21 protein-coding genes are annotated in these 24,918 nt (G+C 69.7%); 10 read left to right on the top strand and 11 right to left on the bottom strand.

Annotation, left to right across the window (positions count from 1 at the left end; all coding sequences use genetic code 11):
- Positions 1-91: 91 nt before the first annotated feature.
- The 8 genes from DLJ58_RS19525 to DLJ58_RS19490 all read right to left on the bottom strand — a co-directional run bounded on the left by DLJ58_RS19525 (position 92) and on the right by DLJ58_RS19490 (position 6,938).
- Entirely contained in the window at positions 92-811 is a 720-nt protein-coding gene (locus DLJ58_RS19525; protein ID WP_124858440.1) for a RibD family protein, read from the bottom strand.
- Entirely contained in the window at positions 808-1,500 is a 693-nt protein-coding gene (locus DLJ58_RS19520; protein ID WP_124858438.1) for a GTP cyclohydrolase II, read from the bottom strand. The genes DLJ58_RS19525 and DLJ58_RS19520 overlap by 4 nt, the downstream gene beginning before the upstream one ends.
- A gap of 58 nt (positions 1,501-1,558) precedes the next feature.
- On the bottom strand, positions 1,559-2,497 hold the full coding sequence (locus DLJ58_RS19515; protein ID WP_124858436.1) for a lysylphosphatidylglycerol synthase transmembrane domain-containing protein: 939 nt from the start codon (positions 2,495-2,497) through the stop codon (positions 1,559-1,561).
- A gap of 67 nt (positions 2,498-2,564) precedes the next feature.
- On the bottom strand, positions 2,565-3,383 hold the full coding sequence (locus DLJ58_RS19510) for a class I SAM-dependent methyltransferase (RefSeq protein WP_124858434.1): 819 nt from the start codon (positions 3,381-3,383) through the stop codon (positions 2,565-2,567).
- The gene (locus DLJ58_RS19505) at positions 3,380-4,426 is read right to left on the bottom strand and encodes a glycosyltransferase family 4 protein (protein ID WP_244219035.1); all 1,047 of its coding nucleotides are present in this window, start codon (positions 4,424-4,426) and stop codon (positions 3,380-3,382) included. The genes DLJ58_RS19510 and DLJ58_RS19505 overlap by 4 nt, the downstream gene beginning before the upstream one ends.
- Positions 4,423-4,821 carry a 6-pyruvoyl trahydropterin synthase family protein gene (locus tag DLJ58_RS19500; protein WP_112623286.1) on the bottom strand — a complete coding sequence of 133 codons (399 nt, stop codon included), beginning with the start codon at positions 4,819-4,821 and terminating at the stop codon, positions 4,423-4,425. The genes DLJ58_RS19505 and DLJ58_RS19500 overlap by 4 nt, the downstream gene beginning before the upstream one ends.
- Positions 4,822-4,823: 2 nt before the next feature.
- Entirely contained in the window at positions 4,824-5,807 is a 984-nt protein-coding gene (locus tag DLJ58_RS19495; RefSeq protein ID WP_124858448.1) for a zinc-dependent alcohol dehydrogenase, read from the bottom strand.
- 150 nt (positions 5,808-5,957) lie between these two features.
- Complete coding sequence (locus DLJ58_RS19490) at positions 5,958-6,938, bottom strand: DUF2804 domain-containing protein (RefSeq protein WP_124858432.1); 981 nt, start codon at positions 6,936-6,938, stop codon at positions 5,958-5,960.
- 467 nt (positions 6,939-7,405) lie between these two features.
- On the opposite strand from DLJ58_RS19490, the gene DLJ58_RS19485 reads away from it, so the two are divergent.
- The 3 genes from DLJ58_RS19485 to DLJ58_RS19475 all read left to right on the top strand — a co-directional run bounded on the left by DLJ58_RS19485 (position 7,406) and on the right by DLJ58_RS19475 (position 12,163).
- Complete coding sequence (locus DLJ58_RS19485) at positions 7,406-8,497, top strand: ROK family protein (RefSeq protein WP_341869915.1); 1,092 nt, start codon at positions 7,406-7,408, stop codon at positions 8,495-8,497.
- A gap of 365 nt (positions 8,498-8,862) precedes the next feature.
- On the top strand, positions 8,863-10,461 hold the full coding sequence (locus DLJ58_RS19480) for a carboxylesterase/lipase family protein (RefSeq protein ID WP_158629613.1): 1,599 nt from the start codon (positions 8,863-8,865) through the stop codon (positions 10,459-10,461).
- A gap of 118 nt (positions 10,462-10,579) precedes the next feature.
- The gene (locus DLJ58_RS19475) at positions 10,580-12,163 is read left to right on the top strand and encodes a carboxylesterase/lipase family protein (protein WP_158629612.1); all 1,584 of its coding nucleotides are present in this window, start codon (positions 10,580-10,582) and stop codon (positions 12,161-12,163) included.
- 257 nt (positions 12,164-12,420) lie between these two features.
- On the opposite strand, the gene DLJ58_RS19470 is transcribed toward DLJ58_RS19475, so the two are convergent.
- Positions 12,421-14,244 (bottom strand): glycoside hydrolase family 35 protein, encoded by a 1,824-nt coding sequence (locus DLJ58_RS19470; protein ID WP_124858424.1) that lies wholly within the window; start codon positions 14,242-14,244, stop codon positions 12,421-12,423.
- Between the two features lie 82 nt (positions 14,245-14,326).
- On the opposite strand from DLJ58_RS19470, the gene DLJ58_RS19465 reads away from it, so the two are divergent.
- From DLJ58_RS19465 to DLJ58_RS19440, 6 genes are all read left to right on the top strand, one after another.
- Positions 14,327-15,340 carry a LacI family DNA-binding transcriptional regulator gene (locus tag DLJ58_RS19465; protein WP_208741217.1) on the top strand — a complete coding sequence of 338 codons (1,014 nt, stop codon included), beginning with the start codon at positions 14,327-14,329 and terminating at the stop codon, positions 15,338-15,340.
- Between the two features lie 154 nt (positions 15,341-15,494).
- Positions 15,495-16,817 (top strand): carbohydrate ABC transporter substrate-binding protein, encoded by a 1,323-nt coding sequence (locus DLJ58_RS19460; RefSeq protein WP_208741215.1) that lies wholly within the window; start codon positions 15,495-15,497, stop codon positions 16,815-16,817.
- Between the two features lie 70 nt (positions 16,818-16,887).
- Positions 16,888-17,862, top strand: a complete 975-nt coding sequence (locus DLJ58_RS19455) for a carbohydrate ABC transporter permease (RefSeq protein WP_244219034.1) — start codon at positions 16,888-16,890, stop codon at positions 17,860-17,862.
- A gap of 11 nt (positions 17,863-17,873) precedes the next feature.
- A complete protein-coding gene (locus tag DLJ58_RS19450) occupies positions 17,874-18,752 on the top strand; it encodes a carbohydrate ABC transporter permease (RefSeq protein ID WP_124858422.1) in 879 nt (292 codons plus the stop codon).
- Positions 18,753-18,771: 19 nt separating this feature from the next.
- Positions 18,772-18,951 (top strand): DUF6903 family protein, encoded by a 180-nt coding sequence (locus DLJ58_RS19445; protein WP_124858420.1) that lies wholly within the window; start codon positions 18,772-18,774, stop codon positions 18,949-18,951.
- Positions 18,952-19,096: 145 nt separating this feature from the next.
- Positions 19,097-21,064, top strand: coding sequence for a discoidin domain-containing protein (locus DLJ58_RS19440; protein ID WP_158629611.1), 1,968 nt, complete (start codon positions 19,097-19,099; stop codon positions 21,062-21,064).
- A gap of 94 nt (positions 21,065-21,158) precedes the next feature.
- On the opposite strand, the gene DLJ58_RS35170 is transcribed toward DLJ58_RS19440, so the two are convergent.
- Both DLJ58_RS35170 and DLJ58_RS19430 read right to left on the bottom strand, forming a co-directional pair.
- Positions 21,159-22,679, bottom strand: coding sequence for a hypothetical protein (locus DLJ58_RS35170; RefSeq protein WP_425271328.1), 1,521 nt, complete (start codon positions 22,677-22,679; stop codon positions 21,159-21,161).
- Positions 22,680-22,688: 9 nt separating this feature from the next.
- Positions 22,689-23,552 carry an alpha/beta hydrolase gene (locus DLJ58_RS19430; RefSeq protein WP_124858416.1) on the bottom strand — a complete coding sequence of 288 codons (864 nt, stop codon included), beginning with the start codon at positions 23,550-23,552 and terminating at the stop codon, positions 22,689-22,691.
- A gap of 180 nt (positions 23,553-23,732) precedes the next feature.
- On the opposite strand from DLJ58_RS19430, the gene argJ reads away from it, so the two are divergent.
- Positions 23,733-24,881: a bifunctional glutamate N-acetyltransferase/amino-acid acetyltransferase ArgJ gene (gene argJ, locus DLJ58_RS19425; protein WP_244219033.1), complete on the top strand. Its 1,149-nt coding sequence runs from the start codon at positions 23,733-23,735 to the stop codon at positions 24,879-24,881.
- Positions 24,882-24,918: the final 37 nt, after the last annotated feature.

The raw sequence follows: 24,918 nt of genomic DNA, 5'->3' as shown, positions 1-24,918 counted from the left end.
CACCCACCCACCCACCTAACCCAGTCGGGTTGATCATGAGGTTGGCGGGTTCTACGGAGATCGAATTCCCCGCCAACCTCATGATCAACCGTTAGCCGCGGGCGGGGTCGGTGGGGCAGAGGTCGGAGAGGGCGTAGCGGAGCAGGACCACGTCGCCGATCTGGCGGGCCTCGGCCAGGCGGGCGCGGCGACCCGGGTGCCAGGGGAAGCGACCCTCGCCCACGAACCGGGGTGCCCGGCCGTCACCGACGAAGAACGGGGCGACCACCAGGTGCAGTTCGTCGGCGAGACCGGCGGCGAGGAACTGGGCGTGCACCGTCCCACCGCCCTCCACCATCAACCGCTGTACACCCCGGGCGGCCAGGTCGGTCAACATCCAGCTCGGGTCGACGGGCTCACCTGCGTCGACGACGGTGGCCAGTCGGCCGATCCGCTCCTCGGTCTTCTCCAGCGCGCCGGTGGCGCAGTAGACGAGCCGGGCCGAATCACCGGCGGTGAAGAAGCGGGCGGTCGGGTCGAGGTCGCCCTGGCCGGTCAGGGTGACCTTGGTGGGCGACGCGGGCCGACCGGCCGCCACCCGCTCGGACCGGCGGCTCGGCGAGCGCACCAGCAGCCGAGGGTCGTCTCGTCGGACGGTGCCGGCCCCGACCAGAATGGCGTCGCAGCTGGCCCGAACCGCGTCGACGCGGTCCAGGTCCTCCTCGTTGGACAGCAGTAACCGCTGCTCGGAGGCGTCGTCGATGTACCCGTCGATGGAGGCGGCACAACTCAGCAGCACGTACGGCCGCGTCGGCCCCGGCCGGCAGCTCATCGGGAGACGGGCCGCTCAGGAGCACGGCCCGCGAGCGCATCCGCCGCCTCGGCCGCCTCGACCTCCGCCGCCTTGGCCGCCTTGGCTGCCAGGTAGTCGGCGTTGGCCGGCGAGAGGAAGACGCTGGTGAGCACCCGTTCGGCCACGTCCACGCCCAGCCGGGTCAACTGCTCGGCCTTGTCCGGGTTGCTGCTCAGCAGTCGGACCCGCGGCACGCCCAACGTGGCCAGCATCTGCGCGGCGGCGGTGTAGTCCCGCTCGTCCTCGCCCCGGCCCAACGCGACGTTGGCCTGGTAGGTGTCCAACCCGGCGTCCTGCAACGCGTACGCGTCCAGCTTGGCGTACAGGCCGATGCCCCGGCCCTCCTGTCGCAGGTAGAGCAGGAAACCGCCGGTCTCGGCGATTCGCTGCACCGCCTCGCGCAGTTGCGGGCCGCAGTCGCAGCGTTGGCTGCCGAACACGTCGCCGGTCAGGCACTCGCTGTGCGGACGGACCAGCGGGGCTTCTCCCCCGACGGCGAGCCGGTCCAGGGCGCCGGCCCAGTCGCCGAGGCCGAGGGCCAGGTGCTCCCGGCCGTCCACCAGGCCCTTGAACGTGAACACCCGGGCGGTCGTGGTGTAGCCGTCCGGGAACACCAGCGGCACCGTGACCTGGGTGCGGATCGTGGCAATCGGCAATGCTTCGGGCATGGGACTCCTTTGTCCGGCGCCGCCGCCGTCCGGCGACGCGTACCGTCTCACAACCGACTCAACAGCCGCCGCCGGAGGCGGCTTCCCGGGCGGCGACCGGAGTTCGACGTCGACGGGCCAGCAACACGGCAGCCCCGGGCAGGCTGGCCACCAGGATCAGTGCGCCGTAGACGGTGGCGGTGGCGACGCCCTCGGCCGCGCTGAGGCCGGCTGCGCCGAACACCCATGCCGCCACCCCCTCGCGCGGCCCGAAACCGGCCACGTTCAACGGTAGACCCATCGCGAGCAGGGCGAGCAACGTCAACGGCAGCAGGCGGGACAGCGGAGCGTCCGATCCGGCGGTGCGCGCTGCCACCAGAAAGGTGGCCAGGTGACCGGCGACCATCACGGCCGAGGCGACCAGCACACCGAACCAGGTTCGCCGCGCCAGCAGCCCCGACCGTACGTCCGCCACTGCGGTGCGCAGTGCCGTCGCCCAGCGCGACCCGCCACCGTTCGGAAGGACCCGGGCCAACAGCACGACGGCCAGCCCACCGGCGACGAGCAGCGCGGCGGCGACCGGCAGGTACGGCCGTACCGGGGACGGGAAGGCGGCGAGCACCACCAGCGCGACCCCGACCAGGACCACCTGCCCGGCGGCACGTTCCCAGACCACCGCGCGGATGCCCCGGCTGACGTCACCGGCGTCGCGGCCGTGGCGTACCGCGCGGTGCACGTCGCCGAGCACCCCGCCGGGCAGGGTGGCGTTGAGGAAAACGGCCCGGTAGCAGTGCGCCACAGCGGTCGCCAGTGGCAGGCGTACGCCGAGGCCGCCGGCGACCAGGCTCCACCGCCACGCCGCGCAGACCGTGGTGAGCACCCCGATGACCAGCGCCGCAGCCAGCGCCGGCGCGTCGATCAGTCGTACTCCGGCGAGGAACGGGCCGGTGCCCACCTGCCACAGCAGGACGGCGAGCAGACCCACCCCGCCGACCACTCGTGCCCAGGCCCAGAACATCGGCGCCGGCCCTCCCCTTTGAAGATCGTCCACTTGCCCTAGTGCACGTACCCAGGGCGTGAACGGTTCATCCACCGGCGAGGAGGTCAGTGTGTTCGACCAGCACTGTGAGTCGGCCGGCCGCCGCGTCGGCCAGCCGACGGCCGGCGTACGCCTGGGCGGGTCCGGCCAGGTCCGGGCGCTGCTCGCAGGCGGCCCCGAGCCATCCTCGGAACCATTCGGCGGTCAGGTCGGCCTGCTCCGGACCGAGACGCCACGGGCTGGGCCGTTCCCGCACGTCGACGCCGCGCCGGGCGAACGCGGCGGCGGTGGCGGCGACGGCATCGGGGCCGAGCAGCCGCCGGCCTTCGACGGTACGCCGCTGGTGGTCGTTGAACGCGGCCTCGACCGCCTCGTCGAGCGGGTCGGCCGGGGTGAACCGGACCCGCCCGGTCACCGAGATGGCGAACAGGGCAGGTCGGCCGACGCAGGCGTCCGCCACCCGTTCGATCTCCTCCGCGCTGAGCATGTCCAGCAGCGCGGACGCGGTGACCAGGGAACCGTCGGCGAGGTCGGCGGCGGTCAGCCGGGTGAGGTCGCCGCAGCGGGTGTGGACGGTGACCGGGGCGCCGTCGGCGGCGGTCACACTCCTCATGCCCTCGGCGGCCCGGGCCAACAGGTCGGCGTCCCGGTCGTGCAGCACCCAGTGCTGTGGTCCGGGCAGCCGGGTGGCCAGCCAACGACTCATCGACCCGGTGCCGCTACCCAGGTCGTGGATCACCGTCGGGGCGTCCCCCGTCAGCCGGGCCCGGACGGCATCCAGCAGGTCCGCGGCGCGCGCCGCCGCGTCGGCCGGCTCACGCAACCGCAGCCAGTCGGCGAACGGCAGGGTCTCCTCGGCGGTCATTCCGCCACCTCCTTCAGCACGCCGGCCAGCAACGCGGTGGTCACCGGCCAGTCGGTCAGGGTGTCGCGCCGGGCGAGAGCGGCACGCCGCAGCCGGGCGCGCAGCGCGTCGTCGTCGAGCCAGCGGATCAGCGCGGCGGCCAGCGCCGCCGGGTCACCCGGTGGGACCAGCAGTCCCGGACGCTCACCGCCGGGCGCGTGACCGAGCGCCTCCGGCAGCCCGCCCGCGTCGGTGGTCAACACCGGCAGGCCGCGGGCCAGCGCCTCGGTGACGACCATGCCGTACGTCTCGCCTCTCGACGGCAGCACCAGCAGGTCGGCGGCGGCGTACGCGTCGTCCAACGCCGCGCCGGTCAGCGGGCCGACCAGCCGCACCCGCTCGGTGAGGCCGGCTCCGGTCAACCGGTCGCGCAGCCGGTGCACGAGATCCGGTTCCCGGGCCAGGGTGCCCGCACAGACCATCGTCCAGGACCGGCCGACCAGCGTGGCCAACGCGTCGACCAGCACGTCGTACCCCTTGTGGTGGGTGACCGCCGCGACGCAGAGCAGCCGGTCGCCGGCCACCGAGCCGGCTGCGGGCGGCGCGGGCCGCACCCCGGGCGGCGCGGCCCGGACCCGGCCGGCGAGGGCCGGGTGGCGGGCCAGCAGTGCGCGGCGGGTCCAAACGCTGGTGGTGACGACGGCCCGGGCGGTGGCCAGGGCGCGGGCCTCCGGCTCGTCGTCCAGCGGAAGGTGCACCAGGAGCACCAGGCGCAGCCGACGGGCGTGCGGGGCGAGTAGGTCCGGCACGGCCGAGCCGATCAGGCCGTCGACCAGCACCACGGCGTCGTCGGGCGCGGCGGCGAGCACCCCGCCCAGCGCCGCCCGGTCGGCCGGGCCGGGGTGCGGCCACGCGCCGGGCACCGGGTGCTCGTGCACCGACCAGCCGCGCTCGCCCAGCCCTGTGCAGATCCGCCGGTCGTAGGAGTTGCCGCCGCTGGGCGAGGCCGGATCGTCGATGTCACCGGGCAGGACGACGTGCACCGCCCGGCCCGCATCGGTCACAACGACCGCTCGTAGCTCGCCCAGGCGATGTGCGACTCGTGCAGGGTGACCGTGATGCCGGCCAGGTCGCGCGCCCCCGCGCCCAGCTCACCGGCGTGCACCCGCTCGACCAGCCGGTCCGCGACAGTACGGGCCAGCACTTCCGTGGTGGTGTTCACCCCGGCGAAGGCCGCCTCGTCGTCGAGGTTGCGGTAGGTCAGCTCGCTCAGCACGGCCCGCAGCTGCTCGGTGGCCAGGCCGATGTCCACCACGATCCCGTCGGCGTCCAGGTCGGGCCGGCGGAACGTCGCGTCCACCACGAACGTCGCGCCGTGCAGGCGTTGGGCGGGCCCGAAGACCTCGCCTCGGAAACTGTGGGCGATCATCATGTGGTCCCGAACGGTGACGCTGAACATGGTCACTCCCCGTCGTCGTAGGTGATGAGGTGGCAGAGGGCGGGCAGGTCACCCGAGCTGAGTCGGGCGAGCACGTCGGGCAGCTCCGCGAACCGGGACGCGCCGGTGATCAACGCGTCGAAGGCCGGGTCGTCGAGCAGGTCCAGGGCGAGCGCCAGGCGGTCGGCGTAGCTGCGTCGCCCCCGTCGGGCGGGTGCCACCATGCCGACCTGGCTGCTGCGCACGGTGAGTCGACGGGAGTGGAACGCGCCGCCCAGCGACACCTGCACGGGGCGGTCGCCGTACCAGCTCAGCTCGATGACGGTGCCCTCCGGTGCGAGCAGATCCAGCGACTGTTGCAGGCCGGCGGCGGTGGCGCTGGCGTGCACGACCAGGTCACGGTCGCCGCGGGCGTCGGCCGGGTTGGCGAAGTCGACGCCGAGCGCCCCGGCCACGCCGGCCCGGCGCGCGTCGGTGTCGACCAGCTCGACCTGCACGCCGGGGAACCGGGCCAGCAGCGCCGCGACGCAGCAACCCACCATGCCCGCGCCGATCACGGTGACCCGGTCACCGACCAGCGGCGCGGCGTCCCACAGCGCGTTGACGGCGGTCTCCACCGTGCCGGCGAGCACCGCCCGGGCGGCCGGCACCCCCTCCGGCACGGGCACCACGGCGGTGGCGGGCACGACGTACGCGCTCTGGTGCGGGTGCAGGCAGAAGACCGTCCGCCCGAGCAGCTCCGGCGGGCCCTGTTCGACCACGCCGACGCTGAGGTAGCCGTACTTCACCGGGCCGGGGAAGTCACCCTCCTGAAAGGGCGCGCGCATCGCGGCGTGCTGGTCGGCGGGCACCCGGCCGGCGAAGACCAGTGTCTCGGTGCCCCGGCTGACCCCGGAGTAGCGGGCCCGGATCAGCACCTCGTCGGGGCCCGGGGCGGTCAGCGACACCGGCCGGATCTCGGCCGCGCCGGGTTCGCGCACCCAGCAGGCGTACGCCTCGCGGATCACCGTCGCGCACCTCACCTCGTGTTCTGGGCCGAACGGCCAGGCTTCCGTGCCCCGGTCGGGGTCGTCGATCATAAACACGGAGGCGAGGTGTCCACAGTTCGAAGTGCTGCCGAGCGCCGACCGAGGTGTGCGCGTGGCGGCGGCAACCCGCTACCAGCGGTTGCGTGCCTCCTCGGCCCAACCGACGAGCCCGTCGAGGCTCACCGTCGTTCCGTCGTCCGTCTTTGCCCAGCCGGAGAAGTGCCCGAAACACTGGTGCGTCTCGTTCGCGACGACACCCAGGTTGGTGCGGGACACCTTCTCGTGGAACGGCTGGAACTCGACCTCGACCCGGTCGCCGCTCATCCGCCAGGGGCGCAGCCAGTCCGACCGGTCGTAGGTCCAGCGCAGTTCCTCGCCGATCTTGTGCAGCCGGCCGTCGACGAAGAGGCCGTTCTCGGTGACCCCGGTGCCGTCGGTCCACCGGCCGCCGAGTTGGATCGCTCGTCCCGGCGCCGCACCGGCGGCCCAGTTCCACATGACCGAGTACGGCCATCTGCCGCGACCGTGGTCCAGCACGGCGAACGCGTCCGGTCCCCCGATCTCGTACGTCTGGCCGTGCAGTTCCAGCGTGCCGAGCACCGGGCGGCCGACGTCCTTGACCGTGTACTGGAATCGCCTGGTGCTCCACGGCACGACGACCCCGAGTGACTCGTGATCGGCCGGCAACGGCACGTCCACCTCCAGCCGTACGCCAGGGGCGCTCGCCGAGATCGTGGTTCCGTCCGGGCGCTGAACGATCCGGATCGCCAGGCCACCGCCGCGTGCGCCCGCCTCGCCCACGCCGCAGTGCGGCGGTAGCACCGCGCCCCGCGCCAGCGGCACCACCACGTCGGCCTTCGTCTCGGTGCCGCTGTCCCGGTCGAGCACGTAGACACTGTGCACGCCGGCGTAGTCCAGCGATGAGGCGACCAGCCCGATGATGTGCCGTGGGGTCACGATGCCCCAGTACTCCCATCGTTTGGTCCGGCCCCAGCCGCGCAGGTTCGCGGTGTGCAGGGGACGTCGGGTCCAGCCCACCGCCGCGGGGTTGAGTCGCCCGTCCGGTTGGCATAGGTCGACAGGCGAGACCAGCTCACGTTCGTGCGTCACGAGGGGCACGATAGCCCCCGCCACCCCGAGACACCCGATCACAGGATCGGCGGTGCCGCCAGGAACGGCTTCGCCAGCTGCGGGTGCTGCCAGCTGCGCACTCGCCAGAGTTCCACCACAGCTGGCCGCATCCCGCAGCCGGCCGGCTGACAGGTTCGGGACTTGGCCGGGTCCCATATCTGCTCGCCGGTCGGCGTCCGGCTCGGCCTGCCGGAGCACCTTTTGACTCAACTCGTTCTAAGTGAGTCATAACCGAGGCTATCCGGACCAAGATCCCTGGTCAACGGCAGCATTTAAGACTGGTTTCGTCTTAAAACTGCTACGCTCAGCCCATGACGCCGCCCGCTGTCCCCGCCCTACCGGGCGGAACCACCGGTAACGAGCGACTGGTCCTCGCCGCGCTGCGCGGCGGCGCCGTTCTCAGCCGGGCCGAGTTGAGCGCCACGACCGGACTGCCGAAGACGACGGTGACCGGCATCGCCAATCGCCTCCTGCACCGGGGCATGGTCGTCGAACATACCGCCGACGCCGGCCGTCGGAACCGCGGTCGCGGCCGGCCCGCGAGCGGTCTCACGCTGGCGGACCCCGCCGGTCTGGTAGCCGCCCTGTGCTTCAGCCACACCACGATCCGGGCCGCGGCGGTCGGCTGGGACGGCACGTTCGCCGCCTACCGTGCATTCGAGATTGGCAGCGATCGCGACCAGCAACGCGTGCTCGACCGAGGGCTGAGCTTGCTAGAGGAGGCGTTCGCCGAGTCGGGGTCGGCGTTGGAGCAGGCCGACTGCGCCGTCATCGGAGTTCCGGCGGCCTTCGAACGGGGGGTGGGGGCGGCATTCGGCCGGATTTCCGACGCGGGCCGCGAAGCCGTACCCGAGCTCGGAAAGCTCTTCGGCTGGTTCCGCTCGGATCCCCAGCCCGCGGTCGGCAAACGCCTGGGCATCCCGACGGCGGCGGAGAACTACGCCAACCTCGCAGCACTGGGTGAGGCGACCGCCGGGGCGGGACGCGGCCTGGAGGACCTCCTCTACATCAAGCTGGTCGAGGGGATCGGTGCCGGGCTGATCCTCGGCGGCCGACTGCACCGGGGTGCCCGCGGCCTGGCCGGGGAACTGGCGCATGTCCAGGTGCTTCCCAACGGACGATGGTGCTTGTGCGGCAGTCGGGGCTGCCTCGCCGTGACGTACGGCGACTTCGTGGAATCGATCGGCCGCTCAACCTATCCGCAACCGTTGAGCGTCGCCGACATTCGCGAACTCGCGGACGCCGGCGAGCTGGGCACCCACCGCATCCTGGCTGACCTCGGTCGGGGTTTCGGGCGAGTGCTCGCCGACGTCTGCGTGCTGCTCAGCCCGGAAGCAATCATCGTGGACGGAGCGCTCGGTGCCGCGGCAGAACCGTTTGTCGCCGGCATGCGCGAAGCGATGGACCACCGCATGCCGAGCCTCATGGCGGAGTCCGTGCAGCTGCTCACCGGCGAGCTCGGGGAACGGGCCGAACTGCTCGGCGCCATCGCGCTCGCTCGGGCGGGGCAACTGCCCGCCGTGACCGTCAGCCGGTAACGGACGGGTCACGGCCGCAACACGTCCGCAACATCAAATTAGCCCTACGGTTGCGAAGTCTCCTGGTAGCGGTAATGTTCTGCCCAACAACAAAGCCTTCCTCCGTCCTCGGCCGGCCGGGGGAAGCGCCAGCGTCGCGACCGTTCCACTCCGGCTCCCTGCCCGGTACTCGCCTGAACCGTCGCCTGGCCTCCTCTACGGGTCGGTGCATTCGTTTACCCGATGCGCCTCCCCTTCACGTGGACTCCCCCCGTCCACGACCACCTGCGGCACCGGACCGGTGCGAACCGGGGACCTCCCCTGCCGCAAAAATGGAGGTATGACCACCGATGAAGATCCGACGGACCGCTCGATGGGTCGCAGGGGTGTCAGCCGCAGCGGCTGCCGCCCTGGCCGTCACCGCAGGCCCGCCCGCTCTGGCAAACTTCGCCAGCGCCTCACGCGGCGCCGGCACCTACCCCGGCCAGTCCCCCGTCGTCCAGACGGACAAGGGCGCGGTCCGTGGCGAGGCCAAGAGCATGGTGACCTCCTTCAAGGGCATCCCCTTCGCCGCGCCGCCGACGGGTGACCTTCGCTGGAAGGCACCGCAGCCGGCCGCCAAGTGGAAGGGCACGAGGAACGCGACACAGTTCGGGGCTTCCTGCGTACAGGGCACTGGCTGGGACCCCGGATACGACAAGCCCACGCTGACCGAGGACTGCCTCTACCTCAACGTGTACCGCCCCAGCACCGTCTCGAAGAAGAACCTCCCGGTGTTCTTCTGGATCCACGGCGGCGGCAACTTCGCCGGCGCAGGACGCGACACCAACCCGGACAAGTTCGTGACGCGAGAGGACGCCGTCTACGTCACGATCAACTACCGGCTCGGCGCCATGGGCTACCTCGTGAACCCGGCCCTTGAGGCGGACAACCGCGACGGCTCGGCCGGCAACTTCGCGATCCTCGACCAGCAGGCCGCCCTGCGCTGGGTGCAGAAGAACATCAAGGCGTTCGGTGGCAACCCCGACAACGTCACCGTCGCCGGCCAGTCCGCAGGTGCCGGTAACACGGCCGTGCAGCTTGCCTCGCCCACCGCGCGAGGTCTCTTCGACCGCGCCATCCTCCAGAGCGGAGGCGGCAGTCCGCTGCGGACGTTGCCGGCGGCCCGCGAGAGCGGTGAGCAGTTCAGCGCCGAACTAGGCTGCCCGACGGGCGCGGGCCAGGTCGACTGCCTTCGTTCGAAGAGCCCCACTGAGATTCTCGCGGCGCAGGCCAAGGTCCGGCAGTCGGGCGCCGTCGCCGGCACTCGCGTCGTGCCGACCGACCCGATCGAGCTGATGAAGACCGGCAAGCTGACCGACCTGCCGGTCATGGTCGGCGGCACCTCCGACGAGTCGCAGCAGAGCGTCTTCGCCGCCTACGACTACCTCGACAAGCCGCTCACCACCGCACAGCTCAACACCCTGATCTCCACCACGTACCCGAGTGGCGTCGACCAGATCCGTGCCACCTACCCCGTGGTGAACTACAAGTCGCCCACCGTCACCTGGGGTGCGATCCAGAGCGACCAGCGTGCGTGTCGGGACCAGACGCTGCGCGAGCGACTGGCGAAGGACACCAAGACCTACGCCTACGAGTTCGCCGAGAAGAACGGCCCGGCCTTCGTCTCGATCTGGCGCCTCAACACCGACTACCCCTTCGGTGCCACTCACGTCAACGACCTCGGCTACCTCTGGGACTACCTCGGCACCGCCCTGCCCTTCAGCAGCGAGCAGGTCGACCTCTCCAACCAGATGATCAGCTACTGGGGCAGCTTCGCCCGCGACGGTAACCCGAACGTGCGGTTCGCACCGACCTGGCCCCGGTACGCCCCGCAGGGTGACCTCCTGCAGTTCGCGGCCCCCAGCGCCCAGCGCGTCGCCGACACCACGATCGGCGATTCGCACAACTGCTCGGTGTGGGACGCGATCAGCCCCGCTGTCTGACCACGTCGGCGAGGTCCGCGGCGTGATGCCTCGGCACCACAGCGCGGATCCCCCGAACGAGCGCTTCGAGCAGCCGACAGCTGCACTTTCCCCTCGATCGACTGAAAAGGATCAATTCGTGAGAGCTTTCCCCAAGCGTCGCCTGGCCACCTGGGCCGCCGCCGTGATCGCCCCCGTGCTGCTGTTCGGTGCGGGTGCCAGCGCCGTCGCCCAAGCGGACAGCAAGGGCGACGGACGCGGCGGTGACCCCGTCGTGCAGAGCCGGAACGGACTCGTCCGTGGCGACGCGACGAAGCAGTTCGACCAGTTCCTCGGCCTGCCGTACGCGGCACCCCCCGTACGCGACCTGCGGTTCGCCCCTCCGGCCGCGCCGGAGTCGTGGCGGGGAATCCGGTCGGCCGATCAGCAGGCTCCGGCGTGCCTGCAGTTCGAGCCGACCGGGATCCGCGAGGAGCAGGCCGTCAGCGAGGACTGCCTTTACCTCGACGTCTACCGACCGAGCAAGGTCGCGAAGAACGCCAAGCTGCCGGTGATGCTCTGGTTCCACGGCGGGGGCCACACCCAGGGCACCGGCGTCATCTACGGCGGCGGCACGATGGCCGCGAAGACCGACACGATCATCGTCTCGATCAACTACCGCCTCGGTGCGCTCGGCTTCCTCGCCCACCCCGCGCTCAGCGAGGTCACCGAAGGTGGGTCCGGCAACTACGGCCGGATGGACCAGCTTGCGTCGATGAAGTGGGTCCGGGACAACATCGCCAACTTCGGCGGCGACCGCAACAACGTGACGATCTACGGCCAGTCCGCGGGCGGCCAGGGCGTGTGCGACATGATGGCCATGCCGGCGGCCAAGGGCCTGTTCCACAAGGCGATCGTGCAGAGCCAGCAGTGCCTGGCCACCCGCAACACGCTCGCGGTCGGCGAGCAGCGGGGTGTCGGGTTCGCCGAGTCGGTGGGTTGCACCGATGCCGCCACCGTCGTGAACTGCCTGCGTGCGGCGTGGCCCGGGAAGCTCGTCGCCAACCAGGCGAACTACCTTGGCAACTCGAAGGTGGGCGGCTCGCTGCTGCCCAAGTCGTTCGCCGACGCGTTCGCCGACGGCACCTGGAACAAGGTGCCGGTGATGAGCGGCACCACGCGCTCCGAGAGCCGTCTCACCGAGACCGCCCTCGCCGGGATCACCGCGCAGGGCTATGTCGACACGATCAAGCGTGAGTACGGCGAAAAGGCCGACCGCGTCCTTGAGGCGTACCCGCTGAGCAAGTTCAAGAGCCCGTGGGACGCCATCACGCAGGTGCACACCGACGCCGGTCGCGCGTGCCAGACCGAGCAGGCCGCTCGGGTGATCTCCACCAAGACGCCGCTCTACCGTTACGAGTTCAACGACCCGACCTCGCCGACCCTCTACGGGTTCCGCGTCCCGGGTGAGGACGTCTCCAACGGCCACAGCGGCGAGCTCGCCTACCTGTTCGACTTCACCCTCGGCGAGCGGCCCCTGACGGCGCAACAGGAGAAGCTGTCGGACCAGATGATGCGGTACTGGGGCGCCTTCGCCCACGACGGCAACCCGAACTATCGGGGCGCACCGTCGTGGCCGACCTACGGCGGCGACGAGAACGTGATGCAGTTGCGCACCGGCGGAGCGAGCCGAGTGATCAACACCTTCGCGGCGGAGCACAACTGCGGCCTCTGGCTCAGCTGACCTCTTACCGCGCGTACCAATAAACAGAACAGTGCGGGCTCGCCCTCCACGGGGCGGGCCCGCACTGTTGCGTCTCACCGATCGACTGCGGTCGAGGCTGCCTGCGCTGCGCCGAGGCGGTGCGGTGACGGCGCTGGCGAGCGCGAGCACCGCCACGGGAGTCCTCCTGCTGAAGCGTCGCCGCAAGCGCGCCTGACCGACCTGTCGCGCCCCGGACGACCGCTCGCACGGCGGGCGACCGGGGCCCGGTCAGACGGTCAGTCGAACTCCTCCACGTACTCCTCGGTGGGGCCCAGCTCGGGCTGGTCGCGCAGCTCAAGGACCGGGCCGAGCCGGTCGGTCTCCAGTACGACGATCGTGTTCTCGCCGGTCCGCAGCAGTGGCGCGGGGCAGTAGAGCGTCACCTGCGGGCCGATGTCCCAGTAGCGGCCGAGCAGGAATCCGTTGACCCAGACCAGGCCGTGCACCGAGCCGGGCAGTGCGAGGAAGGTGTCGGCCGGCTCCTCGATGTGCATCGTCGCCACCGCGAAGCCGGCACCGGTGCTGGCCGGTCCGGCAGCGGTGGCGAGGCGCAGGTCGTCCGGTGTCCACTCGGCCAGGGCGATCGGCGAGCTGGTCCAGCCGTGCACGATCCGGCGGTCGACGAGCACCGGTCCGAGCAGACCCTTGTGCTGACCGATCAGTGGGCCGTAGTTGATCCGGCCGAGATTCTCCACCAGGATCTCCAGGCGCACGGCCGCGCCGGTGCCGTTGATCGGTATCTCCGGATGCTCGGCGTCGGCGACACCGATCGGTACGCCGTCGGCGAGGACGATCGCCCGGTCACGTACGTCGGTGAGGACGATGGTGTGCGCGCCCGTGGGGATTTTCGGGTGAGCGGTGAGCAGCACCATGCCGGCGTCCAGGCCGAGCTGCTCGAAGGTGGCCGGCCGTGGGCCGGTCGACTCCGGTGTGCGCACGGCGCGCAGGCCGCTGATCAGGTCGGCGCGGTGGGTCAGCGGCACCTGCGTCGGCGGGAGCACCGGCATCCGCTCGGGCACTCGCAGCTGCCCGGTCGCGCCGAGGGCCGCGCGCATGGCGTGGAACTTGGCGGTCAGTGTTCCGTCCTCGGCGATCGGCGCATCGGAGTCGTAGCTGGTGATGGTGGGCTGAAGCCGGCCTCGGTCCGCGTTGGCACCGGCCCACAGGCCGAAGTTGGTGCCGCCGTGTGCCATGTAGAGGCTGACGCTTCCGCCCTCGCCGATGATGGCGTCGAGGGTGCGGACGGCGCTGTCCACCGAGCGGACGTGGTGCCGCTCGCCCCAGTGGTCGAACCAGCCGTTCCAGTACTCGGCGACCACGAACGGTTCGTCGGGCCGGCGCTTGGCGAACAGGGCACGGGCGGCCTCGGGCTTCGAGCCGAGGGTGGCCGCGGCGAGCGTCCCCGGCACCGTGCCCGCGTCGTGCATCAGCTCGGTCGGGCCGTCGGCGGTGAACAGCAGTTCGGTGATGCCGCGTTCGAGCAGGGCGGAGCGAATCCAGGGCAGGTACGCCCCGTCGTCGCCGTAGCTGCCGTACTCGTTCTCGACCTGCACCGCCACGACCGCCCCGCCGGCATGCGTCTGTTGCCGCGCGATGCGGGGGATCAGCTCGTCGAACCAACGTTCGACCGGCCCGGTGTACGCGGGATCGGAGCTGCGCAGGACAACGTCTCGGGCGGTGAGCCAGGCTGGCAGGCCGCCATTCGACCACTCCGCGCAGATGAACGGGCCGGGACGCAGGACGACGTCGAGGCCCTCTTCACCGGCGAGTGCGATGAACGCCTCAAGGTCGCGCCAGCCGTCGAAGCGCGGTGCGCGGCCCGCGTGCGGCTGGTGGAAGTTCCAGGGCACGTACGTGTCGAGGGTGTTGAGACCGAGGTCGGCCAGCCGCCGGATCCGGTCGCGCCACAGCTGCGGGTGGACCCGGAAGTAGTGCAGGGCGCCGGAGAGGACGCGGTGCGGGACGCCGTGCCGGTGGAGCTGACTGTCGCTCCAGCCGAGCGCGGGCGAGGGCGTGGTCGACGGTGTCACTGTGTTGCCCGGCCGGTTCGTCTCGATCATGGCGGAACCCTATGTTACCCGTGCCATCTGTAACAATGGCGCTAGGATGCCGCCGTACCGGGTTCTCAGGAGGGCGGGGCGGATGACCGAGGCGACGATGCGTGGCAAGCAGCCGAGCATGACCGACGTGGCACGTGCCGCCGGTGTGTCCGCGCAGACGGTCTCGCGTACGCTGCGCGACTCGCCGAACGTCAACGCGGAGACCCGACGTCGTGTGCTCACCGCGGTCGAGCAGCTCAAATACCGGTACAACGGCGCCCCGCGGCTGCTCTCCTCGGGGCGGAGCTTCACCCTCGGCCTGGTCCTGCTCCAGGCCGGCGGGTACTACTCCCGCTCGGGGGTCACCGCCGGGGTGGAGGCCGCGGCCGGTCAGGCGGGCTACTCGGTGAGCATCGCGACCATCGCCGAGCTGGACACCGCGTTGATGGAGAAATCCCTGCTCAAGCTGTCTGATCAGGGCGTCGACGGCATCATCATCGCGGTCCCGCTGATCTCCGTGACCCAACGGATGGAGGACATCACCCGGGACATCCCGACCGTCACGGTGGACGGCTCGCGCACCACCGGCGCGCGGGTGCTGGGCATCGACCAGCACGAGGCGGGGCGCGCGGCGACCCAACACCTGCTGGACCTGGGGCACCGCCAGGTGTGGCACGTGGCCGGGCCGGATGAGTGGATCGAGGCACGGCAGCGTCGGCAGGGCTGGCAGGAGTGCCTGGCCACCGCCGGGATCGACGCGCCGCCAGCCCTGGAGGGCGACTGGTCGCCCGAGTCGGGCTACCGCCTGGGGCAGGTTCTCGCGATGATTCCCGAGGTCACCGCCGTGTTCGTTGCCAGTGACGAGATGGCCTTCGGTGTGATCAAGGCGCTGCGGGAGCGCGGGCGGTCGGTGCCGCAGGACGTGTCGATCGTGAGCGTGGACGACATCGAGTTGGCCTCCTACTGCCACCCACCGCTCACCACCGTTCGCCAGGACTTCTACCGCTCCGGGGCGGCCGCGGTCGCACTCCTGCTCGACACCCACGCAGAGGGCGAATCGCTGACGCCGGCGACCCTGATCGTCCGGGAATCCACCGCGGCGGCGCGGACCCACTAACCGTCGTGCCGTCGGTAGATCGTTCTTGACGGGTCATGTTACGGGTGCCACAGTAACAACGCGCGGCCCACCTCAGTGATCTAGCGGACCGCGCCTCGTGCACGCCGCCAACTCCCGCACCGTTGTGCGCACCCGCCCACGGAGGACCACCCCCATGTTGAGAAAACCCATCGTCCTGGCTGTCGCCGCAGCGACAGCGATCAGTTTGCTCGCGGGCTGTTCCGGAGGCGACGACAGCGCCGACGGTAAGAAGACCCTGAAGGTCGCGGCCTTCGAGGGCGGCTACGGCCGGGACATGTACCTCCAGGTCGTCGAGGCCTACCGGGCGAAGCACCCCGACGTGGACGTTCAGCTACAGCTCTCGAAGACCCTTGAGGACGAGATCAGCCCCAACATGAAGGCTGGCAAGTTCCCCGACGTCGTGGTGCTGCCTCAGGGCCGCAAGGCCGCGCTCGCCGAGACGCTGGTCAAGGACAAGGCGCTGGAGGACCTCACCGGAGTCCTGGACATGACAGTGCCGGGCGAACAGTCCACCGTGCGGTCCAAGCTCGCCGACGGGATCGTCGGCAACCTCAACACCAACCCGTACAACGACGACAAGACCTACCTGATGCCGATGTACTACGCGCCGACCGGCCTGGTCTACAACAAGGCCCTCTTCGCGCAGAAGGGTTGGCAGGTCCCGACCACCTGGGACGACATGTTCAAGCTCGGCGACGCCGCCAAGGCCGAGGGCATTGCGCTGTTCACGTACCCGACCGCCGGCTACCTGGACTCGTTCTTCTTCGCGCTGCTCGCTGACGTCGGCGGTGAGCAGTTCTACAAGGACGCCATGACGTACTCCGAAGGTGTCTGGAAGACCCCCCAGGCGCGTCAGGTCCTGGACATCACCGCCAAGCTGCTGACCTACGCGTCGAAGACCACCGTCGGGTACGCGAACGAGCAGGACTTCACCAAGAACCAGCAGTCTCTGCTCGACAACAAGACCCTGTTCATGCCGAACGGCACGTGGGTCGTCGGCGAGATGAAGGACGCGCCGCGCGCCACCGGCTTCGAGTGGGCGATGGCCCCGCTGCCGGCGGTCAGCGCCGGTGGCAAGCGCTACCTGACCACCATCGTCGAGTCGGTCTGGGTCCCGAGTGGCGCCCAGAACAAGGACGCCGCGAAGGACTTCGTCGCCTACCTCTACTCCGACGAGGCCGCCGGCATCTTCGCCAAGGCCAACGCGATCCAGCCGATCAAGGGCAAGGCCGCGACGCTGGCCGCCGAGATCGCCCCGTTCTACCAGCTCTACGAGGACCCGACCATCACCGCCCTGGTCGGGGGCTTCGCCAGCACCGCGCCGGTCGAGGGCGTGAACATCAAGGGCACGCTCTTCGACACCGCGAACAGCATCATCAGCGGCGACAAGACCGTCGACCAGTGGCAGACCGCGCTGAACGACGCCAGCGAGAAGTTGCGGCAAGCGGGCAAGTGACGCCCTGGCGGCAGCCCGGGGACGGGCTGCCGCCGCTCCCTTCCCCGCGAGAGCCAAGGACTGGTCAACGGTGACGACGACCCTCACTCCCCCAACCCCGGGCGCCAGCAAGCCAGCGCCCGGTCGATCCCCGACGTCGAGGCGCGGTACCGCCGCCCGCGGTCGGCGCGGCGACGGCCGGTTCGTCGCCATCTGCCTGCTACCGGCGTTGGCACTGTTCGCGCTGTTCATGATCTGGCCGACGGTGAGCGTGTTCCGGATGTCGCTCTACACCTGGAGCGGCTTCTCGGCACAGATGCGGTTCGTCGGCCTGGACAACTTCAGCAAGCTGATCGACGACGAGCAGTTCCTGCGCGCATTCCAGAACACAGTCGCGCTACTCGTGGTCGTGACCGTGGTGACGATGGGGATGGGCCTGTTCCTCGCGGCCGTCATGACCCGCCAGAAGCTGCGCGGCCACACCTTCTACCGGTTCGTGCTCTACATCCCGAACGTGCTCTCGGTCGTCGTCATCGCGGCCATCTTCTCGGCCGTCTACGACCAGGAGAACGGCCTGCTCAACGGCACACTCCGGGCGCTCTCGCTGGACGGCCTGCAGCAGGTGTGGCTGGGTGACCAGAAGCTGGTGCTCTACTCGGTCGCGATCGCGATGCTGTGGCAGTCACTGGGCTACTACATGGTCATCTACATGTCCAGCATGGCGAGCATCCCGGAGGAGTTGTACGAGGCCTCGGCGCTCGACGGGGCGGCGGCCACCCGGCAGTTCTTCGCCGTCACGCTGCCGCTGATCTGGCAGAACCTGCGCACGACGCTGACCTTCTTCATCCTCAGCGCGGTCAACCTCAGCTTCGTACTGGTTCGGGCGATGACCGGCGGCGGCCCGGACGGCGCCTCCGAGGTGCTGCTCAGCTACATGTACAAGCAGGCGTACACGAACTCGGCCTACGGCTACGGCATGGCCATCGGCGTGGTGATCTTCGCTTTCTCGTTCCTCGTGTCGCTCCTGGTGAGCCGCGCGACCCGGCGTGAGCCCCTCCAGTTCTAGAGGACACTCCCATGACCACGATCAACAAATCCGGTCCGCGGCCCGGCCGTGGCCTCACCCACCTGCTCGTCGGTGGGATCACCCTGCTCATCATGATCCCGGTCGGCTGGGTGCTGGTGGCCTCGCTGAAGCGCAAGAGCGAGTTCTTCGGCAGCCCCTGGACCCTGCCCGCAGGCCTGCACCTGCAGAACTACGTCGACGCGTTCGGCGGCGCCCAGATGGGCCGCTACTTCGCCACGTCGGTCCTGGTCACCCTCCTCGGCCTGGTCTTCGTGCTGGCGGTCTCGGTGCCGGCGGCGTACGTCGTCGCCCGGTACGAGTTCCGCGGCAAGAGCATCGTCGAGGTGGCGTTGCTCGCCGGGCTCTTCGTCAACGTCAACTACATCGTGGTGCCGATCTTCCTGATGCTTGTCGACTGGGACCGTGCGTTGGTCGACGTGTTCCCGGACGGGTTCTTCCTCGACAACCCGGCGGTGCTCTCGCTGGTCTACGCGGCGACCTCGATCCCGTTCACGATCTACCTGTTGAGTGCGTACTTCCGGTCGATTCCAGAGGACTTCGAGGAGGCCGCACTGCTGGACGGGGCATCCCGGTTCCGGATCATGACGCGGGTGATGCTGCCGATGGCCCGACCGGCGGTCACCACGGTGATCCTGTTCAACTTCCTGGCCTACTGGAACGACTTCATCATCGCGCTGACGCTGCTGCCCGGCGAGGGCAAGACGTTGCAGGTCGGCCTGCTCAACCTGATGGCCGCCCAGAAGGCGGCTGCGGACCCTGGGCGGCTCTACGCCGGCATGGTCATCGTCATCGTGCCGGTGCTCCTCCTGTACGCGCTGATCCAGCGCCGCCTGATCCAGGGCATGGCCGCCGGTGGCGTCAAGGGCTGAGGCCCGAGAAAGGGATGTCATGAAGGAACCGACACGTGCCGCTCTGCTTGTCGTCGCCCGGCTGCTGATCGCGCTCGCCTGTGTCGTCACCGTGGTGGTCGTCCGACCCACGGTCGGGTGGGGCAACCTCGCGATCATGCTCGTGGCGCTCGCCGTCCTGATCGGTCTTCTCGCGGACTACAACAAAAAGTTCCGGTGAGCCGCGGCGTGCGGCGGGCCCGAGCTCCGCCGGGGGCGTTCCCTCCCGGCGTACGAACGAGACAGCGCAAGGAATTGAAAGACTCCCCCACCCCCGACCACGCCCACGGTTAGGACTCTCGATGCGCCTGTTCAGGTCCTCGTTGGTGGCTTTGACCACGCTAGCCACCGCAGTACTGGTCGCCGCGCCCCCCGCCGCGGCAGCCGCCACGAACTACTACGTCGACTGCTCCGCGAGCACGTCGGGCAGCGGCACCCAGGCCAGCCCCTGGAACAGCTTCACACCGGTGAACGCCAAGACGTTCGCCGCCGGAGATCAGATCCTGATCCGGCGGGGCACGACCTGCGCCAACCAGCAACTCTTTCCCAAGGGTTCCGGCGCGGCCGGCGCACCGATCATCATCGACGCGTACGGCAGTGGCGCCAAGCCGGTACTGGCCGGCAACGGTGCTGTCGTCGACGTCGTGAAGCTCTACAACCAGCAGTACTGGGAGATCCGTAACCTGGATATCTCCAACAAGGGGTCGGCGATCGCCACCCGCCGCGGCGTGCACATCATCCGTGAGAACTCCGGCACCGGCACCTACTACCGGGTGACCGGGCTCAGCGTCCACGACGTCAACGGTAACCAGACCAAGAAGGACGACGACGCCAGCGCCGGCATCTTCTTCGAGGTCCTCGGACACACGGTGCAGACGAAGTTCGACGACGTACTGATCAACAACAACACGATCGCCACCGTCGACCGCTACGGCATCCACTTCTGGACCCGTTGGATGGTCCGGCCGGAGCTGGCCAACCCCAACTGCGGTTCCACCTGCGGCAACTGGCTTCCGCAGACCCGGGTCGTCGTCCGCGGCAACACGGTCACCGACATCGGCGGCGACGCCATCGACGTGCACCACACCCAGAGCGCCCTGGTCGAGAACAACCGGGTCGACGGCTTCCGGGTCCGCGAGCCCGCGCAGTGCGCCGCCGGCATCTGGGGCTGGAACATCAACGACGCCCTGTTCCAGTTCAACGAGGTCAGCGGCGGCCGGAGCACCTGCGACGGGCAGGGTTTCGACCTGGACGAGGCCAACATCCGCACCATCTACCAGTACAACTACAGCCACGACAACGAGGGCGGCTTCATCCTGCTCTGCAACGGTGGGGGTTCGACCACCAAAGACAACATCGTGCGCTACAACATCAGCCAGAACGACCGTGGCCAGATCTTTGACCTGGTCTGCGGCAAGCTCACCAACACGAAGATCTACAACAACGTCTTCTACGTGGGCCAGGCGGCCCAGATCATCAACAACAGCAACGGCTCGACGGGCGCCAGCGCCGAGTTCTACAACAACATCTTCTACGTGACCACGACCCAGGCCAGCTACAACGTCGGGGCGCTGCTGTTCGACTCCAACGTGTTCTACGGCCAGCACCCGGCCGGCGAGCCCGCCGACCCGAACAAGATCACGGCCGACCCGCTGTTCGTCGCGCCGGGCACCGCCACCTCGATCGGTGACGCCGGCGGCTACCGGCTCCGCGCCGGCTCGCCGGCGCTGGCCAGTGGCCAGGTCATGACCAGCCCGGGCAGCCGCGACTACTTCGGCAGCACCGTCACCCCGGGTTGCCGTCCGGACCGGGGCGCACACCAGCTGAGCACCGTCTGCGTGCCCAGCGCCGGCGTCATTCCCCGCACCGGCTGGTCGCTGAAGTACGTGGACAGCCAGGAGACGGCCGCCGAGAACGGGGCCGCGACCAACGCCTTCGACGGCAACCTCAGCACCATCTGGCACACGAAGTACACCAGCGGTAACGCCCCGATGCCCCACGAGATCCAAATCAACCTCGGGGCGAGCTACTCCGTCTCCGGTATCCGCTACCTGCCCCGGCAGGACGGAGGCTCCGGCGCTGCCAACGGACGCATCGGCCAGTACGAGGCCTACGTCAGCACTGACGGCGTCAACTGGGGAACCGCCGTGGCCACCGGCACCTTCGCCAACAACGCCAGCCAGAAGGAGGTCCGGTTCACCGCGAAAACGGGCCAGTATCTGCGACTGCGCGCCCTGAGCGAGGTCAACGGCAACCCGTGGACCACCGCCGCGGAGATCTACGCCCTCAACTGACCGGCACATCAGGGAGCCTCCGGCATCGCGCCGGAGGCTCCTTGGCGTACCCATGGTTGGGCTCACCACCTCGGGGGTGGCGCAACCGCCTCGGTCACCGCCAGACCCTGTCCGCGATGTCGTAGACCATCGTGCGGTCGACCTGCTTCGGGACCGACTGGCCGAGTCGCCACGACCCGGACGTGGCGTGCAGATCGACAGTCACCGAGCCCGGCGTAGCGGCGCCCAACTCGCCGATCCAATGCCGGCTCTCCTCGATCAGCCTCTGCACGGTCTCGACGTCGGGCGCCGTCACCTCCACCACCGTGCTGTCGACAAGCGCCGAACCGACCAGCAAGGCCAGGAGCCGGCCGAGGATCGCCGCAGGCACCGCGCGGTCCGTCGTTTCGACGAGCACGTAGCAGTCGTCGTGCCCGGAGAACAGCAGGCGTGAGCCTGCCAGCTCGGGGAGGACCGGCTCGTCGTACGTGGCCGTTCCGATGACGACGATCATCTCGTCGACCCGCGCGGCGGAAGGCGTACCCGGCACGTCGACAAATGTCAGCTCGTAGGGGTACCAGCCGGCCAGGAACCGGGGCAGCTGCTCCCGGCGGATCAGCAGAGCCTCTTCGCTGAGGCCGACGACCCCGGCCGCCAGCGCGGCGACCTGGTGCACCTCGAAGCTGACGCCCTGCTCCGCCGCGATCCGCGACGGCCGCCACTGCTGATACTCCTCGTCCAGAAAGCTGTTGGTCTCCAGGCCGACAACCATGATGGTGTCGTTCCCGGCGAGCATGAGCACGTCGGCCAGCTCGGCGGCCTGCGCCGCGGTCGCGGTCACCATCCAGGAGCCGCCTGTCTCGCGAACGCTGAAGCTCAACGGGAAGGGCGCGCGGTCCAGTCCCACGCTGTTCGCGGAGAACGCGCCATGAGGTCCGACCTCTACCGTCGCGGCGCCGTCCCCGGCGATCGGGTAGCCGATCTCGGTGAGGTCCACCCGCAGGTCGGCGACGGTCAGCTGCGGGTTCAGGGCCCTTGTCACGGTGTCGGTGAGCGGTCGATGGGCGACGACGTGCTCGACTGCCGCCCGGTCCACCGTCATCTCGTAGTAGTCGACGGCGAACTCGACGAAGCGGTCGACGATGTCGTCGAACAGGATGTCGAGCATGCCGGACCCGTCCGGGCCGCTGTCGTCGTACGGCCCGCTCGGTGGTGGGAAGGCGATGCCGTCGCCGGCGTGCCAGCGATCGTCCCCCGCCAGCCGCCACAGCACGGTCGTCGCGACGAGTTGCCCGTCCTCGTCGCAGAAGGCGGGTTCCGTCAGCTGTGGGCGTAGCACCTCCGGTACACCGTCGACCAGGCCCGGCCACAGCTCGTGGTCCGGATGACGGTACGGCGACATCGCCGACTCATGGTCGAAGAGTCGGATGAAGGCGCCGTCGGCGGTGAACACGACGGTCCACTCGTCGCCGCTGCCGTTGCTCATCGACGCCGCCTCGTCCGGGCCCCAGTTCGAGGTGTAGGCGTAGTAGGGGTCTCCGCCATCGATGATGCGCTCGAGCACGGCCAGCGCCTTGCAGCGCTGGCGCAGCAGGTCGATGTCGGGAAGTTTGGCGGCGACGTCGTAGGCGGTCACCGGGTCACCCTAGTGAGGCGACAGCACCCCGGCCTCGGGCGCGAGGACCCGGGTGAAGAACGCCAGGCTGTCGCGGATCAGCGGCTCCAGCGGCACTCCGGCGAAACAGTGGTCGGCCCCCTGCACCACCGACAACTCGACCTCGGCACCCGCCGTGGTCAACGCTGCGGCAAGTTCTTCGCTCTGCCCCACCGGTACGACCAGGTCCTGGTCGCCGTGGATCAGCAGCATGGGTGGGGCCTGGTCGGTGACGTAGGTGATCGGACTGGCCGCCCGGCCCAGCTCCGGGTTCTCGGTCAACGGGGCGCCGATCAGCAGTGACTCGGGCGAGTCCGCCGCGTCGTGGTCGATCGTCCCGGACGGGTGTGCCTGCGACTGCATGGTCAACAGGTTCGAGGGCGCGTACCAGCAGACCGCCGCCCGGACGCCGCTGTCGTCCTGGTCGTCCCCGGTCAGCGCGAGCATCGCGGCCAGGTGTCCACCGGCCGACTCGCCCCACACCCCGATCCGCTCGCGGTCCACGCCCACCGTGTCGCCGTGTAGCCGCAGCCAACGCACCGCGGCCTTGACGTCGTCGAGTTGAGCGGGGAAGTGCGCCTCCCCGCTGAGCCGGTACTGCGCGGAGGCGACAGCGAATCCGGCGCGGATGGCGGCGGTGAACGGGTCCGCTTCCATGAGCCAGTCCGCCGGCTGCTTGGGCGAGCCGAAAAGCCACGCGCCACCGTGGATCCACACCAGGACCGGTGCTGGTGTGCCGGCCCCGGTCGGCACGGCAAGGTCCAACGTCAGCGGGCGGAAGCCCGGGACCTCGTTGACGACGATGTCACGGTGCTCAATCCGGTCGTTCCAGCGCGGGGGTTCCGAATCGGTCATCACGTCATGATCGCACCGACGGTCCGGGGGGTGCCGACCCGCCGACCCGCCAACCATCACCGGACAGAAACCACCAGCGCCGGTACGCTCCGCGCCGGCCTCCGCCGAGTTCACGGCAACCCCGGCGGATAGATGGCCCATTGATACCGTAAGTCACGAGGGGGAAGGATGGAGCAGCACATGATCGTTCCGCAGGGGTTCCGCGCGGTGGTCGCGAACGCCGGGCTCAAGGACGACGAGGACGACTTCACCGCCCTGATCTCCGAGGTGCCTGCGGTCAGCGCCGCGGTGTTCACCCGCTCCCGGTTCGCCGGTCCCAGCGTCGTGCTCAGCCGTTCGGCGGCGTCGACGTCGTCTGCCCGCGGCGTCGTGGTGCTCTCCCGCAACGCCAACGTGGCCACCGGTAAGGAAGGGCTGGAGAACGCCCGCGAGGTGCGGTCCACGGTTGCTCGCGCCGTCGGGCTGGACGACGACGATCTGCTCATCGCGTCGACCGGGGTGATCGGGAAGCAGTATCCGATGGCGAGGGTCCGACAGCGCCTGGCCGAGCTTCGGTGGCCCTTTCCGCCTGCCGATTTCGACCGGGTCGCACGGGCGATCATGACCACCGACACCACGCCCAAGGTGGTGCGGGTCAACTGCGGCGAGGCGAGCATCGTCGGCGTCGCGAAGGGCGTCGGCATGATCGAACCGAACATGGCGACCCTGTTGACGTTCTTCTGTACAGACGCCCGCATCGAGCCGGTCGACCTGGACCGGGTGTTCCGGTCGGTCATCGCTCGCACGTTCAACGCGGTCAGCATCGACACCGACACCTCCACCAGCGACACCGCAGCCGTCTTCGCCAACGGCCTGGCCGGGCCGGTCGCTCTGGACGAGTTCGAGCAGGCGTTGTACACCGTCGCACTGGATCTGGTGCGGATGGTCGCCCGCGACGGTGAGGGCGCCAGCAAGCTCATCGAGGTCCGGGTCAGCGGTGCCCGCGACGGCGAGCAGGCCAAGCGGGTGGGCAAGGCCATCGTCAACTCGCCGCTGGTCAAGACAGCCGTGCACGGCGCCGACCCGAACTGGGGCCGGGTAGCCATGGCGATCGGCAAGTGCGAGGACGACGAAGACATCGACCAGCAACGGGTACGGATCGGCTTCGGCGGTATCGAGGTCTATCCGACGCAGGCCACTGAGGAGACCCTGGTTCGGTTGCGGCGTCACCTCGAAGGCGATGACGTTGTGATCGAGGTCGACCTGGGGATCGACGCCGGCGCTTTCACCGTGTACGGGTGCGACCTCACTGACGGATACATCCGGATCAACGCTGACTACACCACCTGAGCGACGACGCACTCGGGCGATCACTGCTGCTTGTCGG

It is taken from the genome of Micromonospora arida (genome assembly GCF_003857035.1).
Taxonomy (GTDB): Bacteria; Actinomycetota; Actinomycetes; order Mycobacteriales; family Micromonosporaceae; genus Micromonospora; species Micromonospora arida.
Note: the sequence above shows the minus strand (reverse complement) of the source record. Positions and strands in the feature narration are given on the sequence as shown.